Source organism: Halonatronum saccharophilum DSM 13868 (genome assembly GCF_000517025.1).
Taxonomy (GTDB): Bacteria; Bacillota; Halanaerobiia; order Halobacteroidales; family Halobacteroidaceae; genus Halonatronum; species Halonatronum saccharophilum.
In genome coordinates, this window is the sequence record NZ_KI912097.1 from 359,585 (window position 1) to 373,462 (window position 13,878).

Sequence of the window (13,878 nt, forward strand, 5' to 3'; positions counted from 1 at the left end):
TCCGTTAGTTTTTTAACTCTTAGAGGGCGGGAGCGTTGGCTTGATAATTGAAGATTAAAATATTACTTCCTTATCTTCCTTCCGCTATATGTAAATTCTTCTCTATTCATCTTGACATAATTTCTTTTACCCTTAGACTCAATCTCTCCTATGATATTATCACAGTTATTGCATACTAACTTTTCTTCTTTAATCTCCCCATAAAGATTCTTAATCTTAGACTCCCAGCACCTTAAGATCCTTCCTTTTCCTATCTTCTTATATTTCATAATCTTAGTTTTACACTTAGCACATTTAATAGTTAAGATTTCTATCACTCCTGAGTATTAAATATAGTTGGCCTGAAGGGGATGACTTTAATTATTAAAAAAGTATCTCTTCACCTTTTTTTAATGCTATTAAAATATCTTCTTTAGTCCACATCTTGTCCAATGGTGAGCTTGACTCTTTAGTCTCTTCATTACCGTACTTATCTATTATCTCTTCTGCCTCTAAATCTTTTATACCTAAATCTTCTATATCCTTACTTCCAACCCTATACCCTTTTTCTCCTGTACAGATATCTAGTAGATCATAACTCAAATTTTCACCTGCAAAGACACCACTAAAATAATATCCCTCTTTAATTTTACAGTAAAAGTATTCAATCAGTTTCATAAAGTTGCACTCTCCCATTAAATTCAATGGGATTTATCCTACCCGTTTTATCTTAAATTATGTATTTGAATCTAATATAAGTACTAATACTCTACCAGATTAGGCATAAGATTTCTAATCCCACCTCTAGGATTATCAATGTCACCTTTATATCTAGGGATCAGGTGTATGTGAAGGTGCATAATAGTTTGACCGGCATCTTCACATACATTAATTCCTATGTTATACCCATCTGGGTTATGGAGGCTATCTAACTTTTCTTTGGCCTTTATAATTAAGTTCTGTACCTCAGCCATCTCCTCTGGGGTTATATTAAAAAAGTTACTGAAGTGTCTTTTAGTTATTATGAGCATATGACCTTCATTGACAGGATACTTATCAAAGATTGCAAAGGCTAGGTTGCTTTCTAGTTTGATGTCTAGTTCTTTTCTATTACAAAATATGCACGACATAATCTTCACCTCGATTTTCAATAGTTAGCTGTGAGCTATGTGCCGTGAGCTACAGTCAAAACCTTAAATGCAAAAGGCTTGGCACAGATTAAGTTCTGATAAGAGCTGATTAAATCTGATTTAAAGGTTTTTTAATTTAAAGTTTTTAAAAGTCCTTAACTGTAAACTAACTATATACCTTCAAGAGCTTTAGTCTTTTTTTGAAGGCTCCTCGGTCTTGAGCTTTCTTTTTTCTGATTCTTTCTACTTCTTCTAAGTCTATACCTTTTAAATCTATGATAGCATAAATCACTTCCAAAATATCAGCTAGCTCTTCAACCTCTTCAGATTCTATATACTCATCGACCTCTTCTAGGAGTTTCTTCTTTAGATAAGATTTATACTCCCGCTCTCCCATAACCTCTGCATTATAATTCTTCCCTGCTTCTTCTATTATCTTTGGAATTTTATCTCTTATTAATTTATCATACTCTTTCATATTCTCTCACTCCTTAAATCTCCTTCTAAAATAATATGTCTTCCTATACTTTAGGATATCTAAAAAATGCTCTGCTAAATCTTTATTTAAATATGGCTCTAACTCTTCCACTAACATAAACTTCTTATTTATCTCGTCATAAATAAAATAATCCCTTTTACTTAGATACTTTATCGGATTTCTAACTGCTTCTTTAATAAATTTATCCTTGGCCCAATCCTTCCAATTCTTATGCCTTTTATTATTTAGATCCTTTTGATGTACCTTATATTCTTTATAAAAATTCATATAGATCTCGCCTACTCGCCCAATACTGACTTCTCTTTTTAACTTATTATCATCATCTAACAATGACAGCAATGTAGGTATCTTATAGGACTTACTCATACTGGTTTTTTCTAATTCAAGTAAAAATTGTTCAACAATAGTATCAAGCCATATCTTCTCATTCTCATTTAATTCTCCAATCGAATCTAAAAATCTTAAATACCCTTTATATTTTCCTCTAGTGTATTCTTTGATATCGATATCTACACCCTCATAGATATCCTTTCTCAATGGCCTTCTTCCTAAACTATTCTTTAACCTAAAGTATTCATCCCTCATTCGCTCCCTTAAAGGATCATTAGCTGCCATCTCTTTGAATAAATCAATCACTTTAAAATCAAAAGAGACCTTACAATCATCTGGATATTCAAACTCTTCAATCTCTCTAATATCCATCTTCTTAGACTCCATTGGGTTCTTACCTGATAAAAGCAATGGGATATAATGTGCCCGCTTATAATTCCCTATAAAATCTAGCACCTTTAGATGCTCTTTTTCTGAATCTTCATCTTTTCTTAACCCTCTACCCAATTGTTGTAAGAAGAGCACATAAGATTCTGTAGGTCGTAGAAATAATACTGTATCTAGCGAAGGAATATCGATCCCTTCATTAAAGATATCTACTGCAAAGATAATATCTATATCTCCTTTAGAAAGATTAGCGATTACTTGATCTCTTTCCATAAAGTGTTGGCCCTTGTCCTTTGAGCTATGTACAGAAACAGCTTTAATGTTATTATCATTAAAATATTGGGCCATATAATTAGCATGGCTAATAGAAGCACAAAAGCCTATCGTTCTCTTCCCAGCTAAACTATTATAGTGCTTTAAAATCAAATCTGCTCTTTGATGAGTAGATAAATTTTTCTCTAAATCCTTAGTATTATATTGGCTATTCGAAAACTGTACTTGATTATAATCAACCTCTGAATCATAGATCCCATAGTACTTAAAAGGAACCAATAGCTGGCGATTAATGGCATCCTTTAAATTAATTTCATAGATTATATTATCATCACATAACTGATTAATATCCTTATTATCCATCCGATAAGGTGTTGCAGTCAATCCCAATAAGAAATTTGGTTCAAAATAATCAATAGCTCTCTTGTATGTATCTGCAGCTGCATGATGAAATTCATCGACTATAATATACTCAAATTCTTCTTTTTTAAAGTAATTATCATTTAAATATTCTTCTTTCCCTAATGTCTGGACACTAGCAAATACAGCTTTACCACTTTTATCTTTTTCTTCACCATTAAAGAATGAGGTTTTTAAGTTAGGACTTATAGTCTTATATGAAGCTTCTGCTTGTTTTAAAATCTCTTCTCGATGAGCTATAAATAACACCTTAGTAAAATTAATCGAATCAAAAGCAGCCAAATAAGTCTTACCAATACCTGTTGCAGCTACAACCATCCCCTTATTATAACCTTCTTCTCTAGCTAGCTTCAACTCACATAAAGCTTCAATCTGAGCACCTCTTGGCTCTGGAACCTTAGTTTGACTATATCCTTCTTCTACCTCTTCTATATACTTTCTTGGTTTTCTCCAATTACTTGCATAATTATTTAATACCTTCTTATCTATTACAATCGATTCCTCATTATAGATTCTATTAAATTCTTCCTCAAATTTATCATAAGCTTCTTTATCAGTCTCCTTGACTAACCTATAATTCCACTCTACCCCTGATATCAATGCGGAGTAAGAAAGGTTAGAAGAACCTATAAAGAGAACCTTCTCCTTCTCATTTTTAAAAAAGTAGCTTTTTGGGTGAAATGAGATATCCTCTTGACTAAAGAACCTTAAATCCACCATATCTCCTAATTCATATTTTAATAAACTTAAAGCTGATGGCTCAGTTATATTCATATATCTGCTGGTAATAATCTTTATATCGGCTCCCTTTAATGCTTGCTTCTTCAACTCTTTAAGAATCAACTTAACTCCAGACTCTCGAAGAAAAGAGACTAGTATCTTTATATCTTTAGCCTTTCTTATCTCTTCAATTAAATGAGAGTATAATGATACTCCTCTTCCTGTTATAGAATTTTGCATAACTCACCCCACCTATCAAAAATTTATATAATTTGTTTTTAATGCAAATTATACTTAATTTGTTTCTATAAAGACTTCTTTTTTCCTTCTTTATTAGTAAATAATTGAAAAAACTAATAAATACCCCTTACCACTCATCCCTTACCCCTTGATTTTAACCCTTATCCTTAATTCGTGGTTCCAATGCTTTTGATTTTTATAATAATTAATATATCTTTTATGCTCTTGTCAGACATTAATCGGCTCTTATCAGATTTTAGTCACCCCAAGAGTACTTCCTCAGGAAAAGCACCTTCGGGGCGCTGCGTATAAGACTTTGATTTTGATCTTTAACTCTTAACTCTTAATCCTTAATTCTTAATTGATCTAAAACCTCTCCTTTCCCAATACTTTCCAACTCTCTAACCCCTCTTTCAGAAAGCACCTCACTAACTTTCTCTATAAGCTCTTCCTTATTCAATCCACTAACACCACTCATCTCCAACAACTTGGCTACCTACTCCAAATCAGCCACCTTAAACTTCTTGCCATTCAATAACTCCTTAGAATCATCAACTTCCTCATTATCTCCCTTCATCTCACCCGGGCCAACAGCCTTATCTTCTTCTGGGCCAAAAACCTCCTCAGCCAATTTCCTCCTCTTTAAAACCTTGGCCCTTCTCTCACTAGTCTCAAACTCACTCCCTCTAACTACAAAACCCTCAATACCTTTAAAGGTACCAAGGGCCCTCATCCTAATCATAATAACATCACCTCTACTTTCATAAACCTTTAGCTCTTTAATCACTCTATTCTTGCTCTTGGCCTTTAATTCTTAATTTTTAACTCTTAATTGAATTTTCTCTTCACCTTAAATTATATCAATTATATTAATTATTTAACTATCATTTTCTTAATTATTTAACTATCATTTTCATCTCAATATTAATTCAATTCCTCCTTAACTCTTAACTTCTTTTTTTCTTTCTCAATCTTACTCTCTATTAACTCCAATAAATCCTTCTCCCTTTTTACCTCACCAAAATCAATTAAACCAAGCCAACTATCCTTGGGTTTAATTTGAACCCTACCATCTAGCTTTCTAACAAAATCAATATTACTCCAGGCAGTAAATTTGCCACTATAAAATATCCCATTTTTATATACAGTTATCTTTATCAAATCTTGAATTAGTAGACCTATTAATAATAATTGGAATAATACCTTATTAATTATATTAGAATCAAACATCAAAAAAAGGTTAAAAAACGAAAGAACTACAAAAAACCCTATCATAAAAGACTTAGTTCCTGATTTATTATTAAAACAATCTACTTTTTCGCCACCACATCTCTTTAAATTATAATAATTCTTTGCAAATTTAATTAAATCATAAAATATAATAGCTAATAGATATAAATCTAAAAATTCCATTACTATCATCTCCTAGCCAATAGTACTCTTTATATAAGATTAAAATATTAACCCTTCATTACTTTTATCTTTTGCAACAAAGATTATCAAATCATTTATTTTATCTGATTTATAACCTTTTAATAAGCTTAGAAAAAACCAACTAATTACTTTTAATATCATCTATTTTTTCAAGCTTTTCTTTCATCATTTTAATATCCTTTTCCAACTCATCAATTTTTTTAATCCTATCATACTGTTTTGGTAATTTAAACATATGTGCAACAATATATATAACACCTGCTATTGTTAAACTTTTAACTATGATGGATATTCCAAACCTAACTAGCAGCATTGTAACATCAATTAAGGACCACGGGAAAATAGGGAAATGATATTCAACTACTGATGACGATATAAAGTAATAACATCCAAATATTATAAATGCCATTAGTACCAAGACTAAAACAACAATCCACTGTTTCTTTTTCATAATTACTCTCCTCCTTTCTTTATCGACATAGATTCATATTTATTATGCTGATGTTATCTTAATTTCAGCAATTATTAATTCTTAAACAACCCCAACATTATCTTTTAAATAAGTGCTTATCTTCTTTACATTATTATAATTCTTATTATAATCAACCTTAGTCTCTTCCCAACTAGGCTTACTACTAATATTAATTTCTACTCTATTAGAATTAACATTCTTTATGCTTATCTTGATTTGCTCTCCAAAACTTTCCCAACTTAGACCTACCTTGGCTTTGATAACTCCTTTTTTCTTATTTGCTTCTATAATCTTGGATTTCTTTATTTGCTCTAAAGAATTTAAAGATAGCTGAAAAGCTTCTTTTAAGTTATTATCCACCTTAAGCTTTTCTGAATAATTAACTTCACTTTCATTATTCTTTAGAAATAATCTTTGTATTGGATAAAATCCTAATGTAAAGAAAATAGCAGTACTTATTGAACCCAAAAATCCTCGATAAAGACTAGTAAAAAAAGCTTCCTTAAAAATAAATCTTATAGTATCTAAGATGGTAAATAATAAAAGAAATTCTAAAAACATATTTATTAGATTAATTCTTTTATCATTTATACTTTTGAATGAGCTTTTTAAATTTATCATAGCTAGCTTTAATAATTTTTTTCCACCAAAATACATAATGCTCCCTAATAATCCTGCTAATAAAACATTATAGATATTGCCAATTATATTGCTTTCTGAAAAAATAAGATTTCCTAGTGCATAATATAAACTAAAGATAATGAAAAATACAAAATAACGTTTCTTAATTTAAATCACCTCTCATTTTTATATTTTTTAATTAATTATGTGACCTTTCTACTATTCTAATCGACAATTTATTTAACTTAAATTCTTAATCAACTAATTTAATAGTATCAAGCACCTGTTGAACAGCTTCAATTTTATTGTCATATTCTACTTTATTACCAGAAAAAACCATTCGGAACTTAACCTCTTCTTTATTAACAACTATATATTTTTCTTTAAATCTCCCTTCTTTACTAGATTCCAACTCATATTTAACCCCTTCAACAACTGCAAAAGTAAGTAATTCTTCTTTATCAATGTAATAATTATTGTTATTAATACTCGGCAAAATGGCTTCTATTTCATCTAATTTAGTTGCCTCATTTTTAATCTCTTTTATAAAGTCACTTACTGATCCTACACCTTTTAGATATTGATCTATTTCTTCATAAGAGTTTCTTATTTTTTCTAGTTGATAATATAAATTTTCAATTTTTCCATCAGGAATTTTAACTTCTAATTCTAACTTCTCCCCTATCTCACCATCAATCTCTACTTGCCCCAAATCTATTATATTCATACTCTTAAATTTTTCTGCTATTTTAAATGTTTCTTGCCAATGATTTTCTTTTACTTCACTATCTGTTATTTCTCTAACATCTATAATAAATTGAAAGTCTAACCCTTCTTCTTGCCAAATAATGAATTTATTTATCCCGCTACCCTTAACTTCTTTCTCCCACTCCCTTGGATAATTTAAAGAAAAATAATCATTACTATATTCTTTGCTGACAACAAATTCATCTTCTATTGCAAAACAAGAATTTAGAGTTAATATTAAAACAAAGGCTAAAATCAAACCAACTATTTTTTTCAATTAAATCACCTCACAAACTTGTTATTTTTGACTTTGACTATTTACCTTTTCTAAAATTTATTCAATACTTTGTACCTATAAACCAAATTTACAAATTAATACTTACCTTAATTGAGTCATAATTTCACTTTATAAAATAGCCTTTATTATTTCAGAAATATAGTTTGCAATAATTGAAATATGACTCCAAAAATAAATGCTAAAAATAACCCTACTACTATATCTATTCTTTTAGAATTGAAATTTATTTTCTCCCAAAAATCATCATACCCTTGATTGATTAATTCTTCCTGTACAGCTAAATCTTAATAAAAATATTAACAAGTACACCTTTTTCTTTCTAGATAAAAGAATATATCCCTCCAAGATTATCCATAAATATAAAATTTCTTAACCTTAAAAACAATCACGCAATACTATATGATATCTGACCTACACACAGCAGAGGACTACATAAATAAGACTAACAGAATGATGAAAAAAGTAGATAAAGATATCAGACAACACCCCGCAGGATCACTAAAAACAATTCCTCTCTACTTTGAAAAACGAAGACTCCTCAGAATTAAACAACGAATAGAAAAAGAGGGTATTTACATCTAACCATCAGATGTAAATACCCTCCCTGTTCTAATTTTTACCATAGCCTTATCCTTATCCCTTAAGAGATAAACCTATATAATCCATCAATAGATGTTATAGTTTGCAATGGAGGTTCTTCATCCACTAACCCCAATGCAAAAGTAGTATAATAGAATCCCGGCTGCAATACAACATTTGGAATTTCAAGAACTCTAGTATCAGTACCAGCTATATAAATACTTAGGTTATAAGTTCCTGGACTAACAGAAAAGTGTCTAGTTACATCTCTATATGATAGATTTCTAAAAACTCTACGACCATTTAGTTCAATATCTACAGCAGGAGCATTTGGCGACAAGTGAGCTGCTCTAATATATGCAATATCTCTTGTCGGATTTTCTTTAGGGTCTTCTATAGCAAGTAAATTTAGATTTCTTACCCTCCCAATAACCGAAGCAGTAGAAATAGAACCTGACCTTATAACAATATTCTCTTGTAATACCGGATTCATTCTCCTACCAGCTGGAAATACCTCAATATTATACCTACCAGATCTAAGCCTTAGATAGCCTGTTAAATCCTTAAAACTAAGGTTAGATGCTACCTTCATATTATTTGCATAAACATCTACAGCTGGTGCATCAGGAGAAGAATGTAATAACCGTATAAAACCAGGAGATCTAAACCAATTACTAGCCAAAATTAATCACCTCATTCCCTTTTTATTTTCAACTGTAATACTAACATAATATGAATTTATACTATATCTTGTGCTTTTAAAACTTTCAAAAGGTATGTTGGCTCTTGACTTCATTTTTAATCATATTCAGCAATTTAGGATTGAACTTATCTTAATCTTATCTAACCTTTGGTAGTAAACCTCTCTAAAGAACTCATCCTCTAGCCACCTATATAACTGCCTCCTACTAATGTCACACTTCTTACCGCTATATTTAATGACCTTAGTCTCTTTATCATTCATTTACTGACAACACCTCCTTATTTTTAATCTATAACTAAAAAAGTCAAAGGCGTTGGCCCTTGACTCCTTTATTATTAATCTTATTTCCTGACTCTTATTTTTCTCTCATATATTGTATCAATTACTCTTTATTATTTTGTACCTTCATAAATTTAAGCATAAAAAACCAAATAATATAAAGTTTATGTTTATAGAGCACAATTATCATACTTCAATTATATTCATTCTGGAAAATAGATACTATCCCTCCAATGAATTCTATATTAATTTAAAAAGCATATCCATATTGGATATACACTCTCCATATTCAAATTAGATGTCCTATGCTTACCTCTAACTTGCCCAGGGCCAACTTACTATCCGTTCTTCACCACCAAAACACTATTTCCAATTTTAATTTTATTTTTTAATCTCTTGTAAGGATCTTATCGGCTCTTGTCTGAACTCATTCAGCATCTAATCCTTTGGCTTTATCTTTTTAAATTCAAAACCAACACTTCAATACCAGAAATGTCGGCAATTCACCAAAAAATAAAAAAAGAGCGCTCCTCTCGGAACCCTCTCCACCCTCAATATATCAAGCTTTTCAATTGGTCGGGCTGATTGGATTTGAACCAACGACCCCTGCGCCCCCAGCACAGTGCGCTACCAAACTGCGCCACAGCCCGAAACTTCAACCTTTTACCTAAATTAGTATACTATCTCTATGAAAAATTGTCAAGGGGTCTTAAGTGTCAGTATCAGTCAAAAACCTTAAAATAGCTAAAAAAACTTTGAATCCTCTGACACTTGCACCCACACAGATACTATTCAAAGACCACTATCGCCTCTGGCTAGTTTACCTTTGGAGATATCCTCACCGAGAATTAACTCATAATCATCCCCCCTGCTAGATAATAATACCCCTTTATCATCTAAATCAGGTGCAGAAATACCCCCCCTTCAATCAGCTCCTCTATCCTTCTCTTGGTTGGATAACCTAGATCATCTAAAAAGTAAAGAGTTGGCCCTAACAATAAAGTATAAGCTACATCAACACCCTCTCAAATCATATTCTTTACTCCTTTTGCTACTGCAAAAACTAGACCTTCATCATTTACCTCTACTAACTCCTGTTCAATCTCCTATAGCAACCCTCTTATCTCTCCTTCTTCCACACCATAAAATATAGCTTCATCCTCTGCTCTAGCAATCTTCTCTGCGCCTTCAACTAAAGCATCTATATCAATATCCTCAGCACCACCAATAAGAGCTTCAACCTCTTTAAAACTAAGCTTAAAGGGAATCTCTAACTCTATTAATGGTTTAATTCTGAATCATCCTATGAAAGCCCTTAACATCCTCTGTCCTCTATTTTCTATCCTCTGCCTTAAAGCTTTGTCAACAACTTCGGCCCTTCAGCAGTAACGGCCACTGTATGTTCAAAATGAGCCGATAACTTCTTATCCTTAGTTATTACAGTCCAATCATCATCTAAAGTAAGAACCTTATGGGTCCCCTCGTTGATCATCGGTTCAATGGCTAAGACCATACCCTCTTTAAGTCTTGGCCCACGACCTGCTGGCCCAAAGTTTGGTAACTGTGGATCTTCATGAAGATTCTTACCTATTCCATGGCCAACAAACTTACGAACTACTCCATAACCATAAGATTCAGCATACTTCTGAACAGCATAGGATATATCTGAAAGTCTATTACCCAATACAGCTTGCTCTATCCCCTTATGTAGAGACTCCTCTGTTACATCTAAGAGTTTTTGAGCCTCCTTAGATATCTCACCTACTCCTAAAGTTGTAGCAGCATCTCCATGATAACCTTCTATAATAGCACCAATATCAATAGAGATAATATCACCCTCATTTAAGACCCTTGGCCCTGGTATCCCATGAACAACCTCCTCATTAACAGAAGCACATACAGTAGCAGGAAAGCCATGATAACCTTTAAAGGAGGGGGTGGCCCCTTGGCTTTGAATAAACTCTTCAGCAATCCTATCTATCTCTCCAGTAGTAATACCTGGCTTTATCTCCTCTCTTAAAAGCTGGTGAGTTCTAGCAACTATATACCCAGCCTTTCTCATAATATCCAACTCACGATTAGATTTTCTAATAATCATAAACATCATCACCTCTTATCTATTTTACCTTATTCCTTAAATTATAATTCACTCTTATAAAGAATAAGGTTAATCCTCTCTAATCAGATCTATTCTTTTTCATTATGTATTGTTATTACTAATGATGAGTAAGCAGTAATACCTTAAAACCCCATAAAACACTTTATTACCTAATTTTAATAAGAGGTTTTGACCTTACTCATTACTCGTCACTCATCACCCACAACTAATGGCACAAAGTGCCTCTTAATTACTATAAAGTTCTACTCTCAATTATAAAACAGTTCCCTTCTCCTGTCAATTAATTACCAGCCTTTAAAGGAGATTTGATATAACCCTATAAATATAGTAAAATATAAATAATAAACAATAGTATGACCACACTATTTTCTGGAGGAGTTTAAAGATGATAAAAAAGGCTAATTTAGATAAAGAGTTATTCATAGTCCTAACATTAGATGATGAAGGGATAAGACCTGCCTTAAATATACAAAAGAAGATAATAGAAAATTATAACCTCTATGAAGATGAACCTTATCCTCAGCTCCATATTACTTTAGATAGAATCTATAAGGACTCTCTTGAAGAAGCTAAAGAGATAATTGAACTGATAGTCTCTAAAAGCCCTAAAATAGATGTCCAAATTAATAACTTCAAATGCTTCTTTGTAAAGGATAAATTTTTAGTATTGGATGTAGCTAAAACCCCTAGCTTAAACCAGTTAGCTACTAAGATACATCAAAAACTAATAGATAAAGGAGTTTCTTCTATAGAAAAATATGAAGAGTGGGACTTTCATATGACAATATTAAACAATCGTTTCTCTCAAAACCCCATGCCTAATAAAGATTATGAGAAATTATGCTTGGCTTTAGATGGGGTACCTAAGAAACTTTCAACTAAAGCTAAAGCTCTTGAGATTTGGCGACCTAGTTTAAGAGCTGATGAAAAGATCTTGGTTGCTTATCAATTAAAATAAAGGACTACTCAATTGAGTAGTCCTTTATTTTATATTCTAGAACTTTAAAACCTTTCAAAATCATCCTCATTTATACTTAACTCAATATCTTCTTCTAACTGATCTAAACTTGATCGCTCTTCTTTTCTTTGATTGTTATAATTATTTTCAACTGATGTTGAATTACTTTTACTATTTAATCTAAACTCTCCAACTATATTAGACATTACCCTTGCCTCGTCATTTAAAGATTCACTAGAGCTAACTATCTCCTCAACCATAGAAGCATTCTGTTAGGTTACTTCATTTAATTCCTCTACAGCCCCTTGAATCTGACTAGATGCTGAAGACTGCTGATCAATAGCCGCTGCAATCCCCTCTATAGCTTGAGCAGTTTGATTGCTATTGTCTATAATTTCGCTTAAAGATTCAAAGGTTAAATTATTTAAACAAAACCATATTTCTTATAAAAATATAATCTACTTATTAATTTAGATGAAAAATAAAAATCCTCTTCATTGTTAACCTTTTTATTTAGAATTTATATAAAAGGGTTGTTTTATTTACAAAAATAAACTTATTTTGTTATTTGTTTTATGAAACTGTTTTTCAATCATCATCTTAATTTTTACTCAGCCTGTTCATTTCTTTTATGGTTATACTTTACTATCATATCATCTATCTCTATACTTAATTTCATAATCTTATCAGTTAATAAATCACTTCTATCCTTCACTTCTTCACTTAATCTCCTTTTCTTTTCCTTTATCTTCATATATAACTCAATTTGGCTTTCATCATAATTTATATTTAATTGCTCCTTCTTAACTATAGCAATTAAATTCCTCAATACTTTCAAAAAAACTTCAACTATTTCAGGGTCAAATTGAGTCCCTGAGCACCTAATAAGCTCATTAATTCCTTTATCAATACTTTGGGCCTTTTTATAACACCTATCACTTGTGATAGTATCAAAAGCATCAATTATAGATAAAATCCTAGCCCCTATAGGAATGTTATCACCACTTAATCCTTCAGGATAACCAAGCCCATCATAGTACTCATGATGATATTTAACAATTCCTTCTATAGCTTTAAACCTCTCATTCCCACTTAATATCTCTGATCCAATTTTTGAATGCTCTTTAATTAACCTATACTCTGCTTCCATCAATCTACCCTTCTTTTTCAAAATACTATCTGGTATATAAATCTTACCGATATCATGTAAAAGAGCTGCAGAAGCTAAATTTTCTAGTTTTTCCTCTGAGAACTCCATCTCTTTAGCAATAGCTATTGTATAATAACACACATTACAGCTATGATTATAAGTACATATATCCTTATCCTTTAATATCCTTAACCAGCCTTCTATTACATCAACAGCTTTGATCTTTCCATAATAATATCTATACTCTTTTTTAAGTGATTTCAATATATCTACTTTACCTATTTCCATAATCATCTCTCCTTATTAACCAAAGTGAAGTTTTGTTAATTAAAATACTAAAATAAACTACAAAAATACATTTTATTTCATTTTATTATACTATTTCGTTAAATAAAAAGGATAATTTGTTTAAATATACAATTATATATTAAGGTATATAGACTTTATATATATAACGATATTAATATAAATAACTCGTTTTCATTTATTTGTAAATAAGAAGTTAACAAAACTTCACTTCTGTTGACTTCTTATTAATTT

19 protein-coding genes and 1 tRNA gene are annotated in these 13,878 nt (G+C 31.1%); 1 reads left to right on the plus strand and 19 read right to left on the minus strand.

The annotated features are described in order from the left end of the window. Positions 1 to 62 precede the first annotated feature (62 nt). From HALSAC_RS0112960 to map, 17 genes are all read right to left on the minus strand, one after another. A complete protein-coding gene (locus tag HALSAC_RS0112960) occupies positions 63 to 269 on the minus strand; it encodes a hypothetical protein (protein ID WP_051412235.1) in 207 nt (68 codons plus the stop codon). A gap of 94 nt (positions 270 to 363) precedes the next feature. Further along, on the minus strand, positions 364 to 657 hold the full coding sequence (locus HALSAC_RS0112965) for a hypothetical protein (RefSeq protein WP_027340620.1): 294 nt from the start codon (positions 655 to 657) through the stop codon (positions 364 to 366). Between the two features lie 83 nt (positions 658 to 740). After that, entirely contained in the window at positions 741 to 1,112 is a 372-nt protein-coding gene (locus HALSAC_RS0112970; protein WP_027340621.1) for an HIT domain-containing protein, read from the minus strand. A 163-nt stretch (positions 1,113 to 1,275) separates the two neighbouring features. After that, positions 1,276 to 1,587: a nucleoside triphosphate pyrophosphohydrolase gene (locus tag HALSAC_RS0112975; protein ID WP_027340622.1), complete on the minus strand. Its 312-nt coding sequence runs from the start codon at positions 1,585 to 1,587 to the stop codon at positions 1,276 to 1,278. Between the two features lie 6 nt (positions 1,588 to 1,593). Beyond that, positions 1,594 to 3,978 carry a DEAD/DEAH box helicase family protein gene (locus HALSAC_RS0112980; protein ID WP_027340623.1) on the minus strand — a complete coding sequence of 795 codons (2,385 nt, stop codon included), beginning with the start codon at positions 3,976 to 3,978 and terminating at the stop codon, positions 1,594 to 1,596. A gap of 343 nt (positions 3,979 to 4,321) precedes the next feature. Then, positions 4,322 to 4,456 (minus strand): hypothetical protein, encoded by a 135-nt coding sequence (locus HALSAC_RS17710; protein WP_281172361.1) that lies wholly within the window; start codon positions 4,454 to 4,456, stop codon positions 4,322 to 4,324. An 18-nt stretch (positions 4,457 to 4,474) separates the two neighbouring features. After that, positions 4,475 to 4,720: a hypothetical protein gene (locus HALSAC_RS0112990; RefSeq protein ID WP_156924195.1), complete on the minus strand. Its 246-nt coding sequence runs from the start codon at positions 4,718 to 4,720 to the stop codon at positions 4,475 to 4,477. A 182-nt stretch (positions 4,721 to 4,902) separates the two neighbouring features. Continuing rightward, positions 4,903 to 5,391 (minus strand): hypothetical protein, encoded by a 489-nt coding sequence (locus HALSAC_RS0112995; protein WP_027340625.1) that lies wholly within the window; start codon positions 5,389 to 5,391, stop codon positions 4,903 to 4,905. 142 nt (positions 5,392 to 5,533) lie between these two features. Next, on the minus strand, positions 5,534 to 5,863 hold the full coding sequence (locus HALSAC_RS0113005; RefSeq protein ID WP_027340626.1) for a hypothetical protein: 330 nt from the start codon (positions 5,861 to 5,863) through the stop codon (positions 5,534 to 5,536). A gap of 81 nt (positions 5,864 to 5,944) precedes the next feature. Then, positions 5,945 to 6,541 carry a hypothetical protein gene (locus HALSAC_RS0113010; protein WP_027340627.1) on the minus strand — a complete coding sequence of 199 codons (597 nt, stop codon included), beginning with the start codon at positions 6,539 to 6,541 and terminating at the stop codon, positions 5,945 to 5,947. A gap of 217 nt (positions 6,542 to 6,758) precedes the next feature. Further along, positions 6,759 to 7,529: a protein kinase family protein gene (locus HALSAC_RS0113015; protein WP_027340628.1), complete on the minus strand. Its 771-nt coding sequence runs from the start codon at positions 7,527 to 7,529 to the stop codon at positions 6,759 to 6,761. Between the two features lie 661 nt (positions 7,530 to 8,190). Beyond that, positions 8,191 to 8,811 (minus strand): DUF4397 domain-containing protein, encoded by a 621-nt coding sequence (locus tag HALSAC_RS0113020; protein WP_027340629.1) that lies wholly within the window; start codon positions 8,809 to 8,811, stop codon positions 8,191 to 8,193. A 126-nt stretch (positions 8,812 to 8,937) separates the two neighbouring features. Then, on the minus strand, positions 8,938 to 9,093 hold the full coding sequence (locus HALSAC_RS17160; protein WP_156924196.1) for a hypothetical protein: 156 nt from the start codon (positions 9,091 to 9,093) through the stop codon (positions 8,938 to 8,940). Between the two features lie 591 nt (positions 9,094 to 9,684). Then, positions 9,685 to 9,761: transfer RNA gene (locus tag HALSAC_RS0113030), tRNA-Pro, on the minus strand. A 142-nt stretch (positions 9,762 to 9,903) separates the two neighbouring features. Next, entirely contained in the window at positions 9,904 to 10,026 is a 123-nt protein-coding gene (locus HALSAC_RS17865) for a hypothetical protein (protein WP_425402513.1), read from the minus strand. 191 nt (positions 10,027 to 10,217) lie between these two features. Further along, positions 10,218 to 10,403 (minus strand): encapsulin, encoded by a 186-nt coding sequence (locus HALSAC_RS17870; RefSeq protein ID WP_084804531.1) that lies wholly within the window; start codon positions 10,401 to 10,403, stop codon positions 10,218 to 10,220. A 59-nt stretch (positions 10,404 to 10,462) separates the two neighbouring features. Beyond that, complete coding sequence (map, locus tag HALSAC_RS0113035) at positions 10,463 to 11,209, minus strand: type I methionyl aminopeptidase (protein WP_027340630.1); 747 nt, start codon at positions 11,207 to 11,209, stop codon at positions 10,463 to 10,465. Positions 11,210 to 11,615: 406 nt separating this feature from the next. Between map and HALSAC_RS0113040 the strand changes: the two genes are divergently transcribed. Further along, positions 11,616 to 12,188 (plus strand): 2'-5' RNA ligase family protein, encoded by a 573-nt coding sequence (locus HALSAC_RS0113040; protein WP_027340631.1) that lies wholly within the window; start codon positions 11,616 to 11,618, stop codon positions 12,186 to 12,188. A gap of 44 nt (positions 12,189 to 12,232) precedes the next feature. On the opposite strand, the gene HALSAC_RS0113045 is transcribed toward HALSAC_RS0113040, so the two are convergent. Both HALSAC_RS0113045 and HALSAC_RS16010 read right to left on the minus strand, forming a co-directional pair. Further along, positions 12,233 to 12,448 carry a hypothetical protein gene (locus HALSAC_RS0113045; protein WP_027340632.1) on the minus strand — a complete coding sequence of 72 codons (216 nt, stop codon included), beginning with the start codon at positions 12,446 to 12,448 and terminating at the stop codon, positions 12,233 to 12,235. A 347-nt stretch (positions 12,449 to 12,795) separates the two neighbouring features. Continuing rightward, positions 12,796 to 13,626 carry an HD-GYP domain-containing protein gene (locus tag HALSAC_RS16010; protein WP_051412237.1) on the minus strand — a complete coding sequence of 277 codons (831 nt, stop codon included), beginning with the start codon at positions 13,624 to 13,626 and terminating at the stop codon, positions 12,796 to 12,798. Between the last annotated feature and the right edge of the window lie 252 nt (positions 13,627 to 13,878).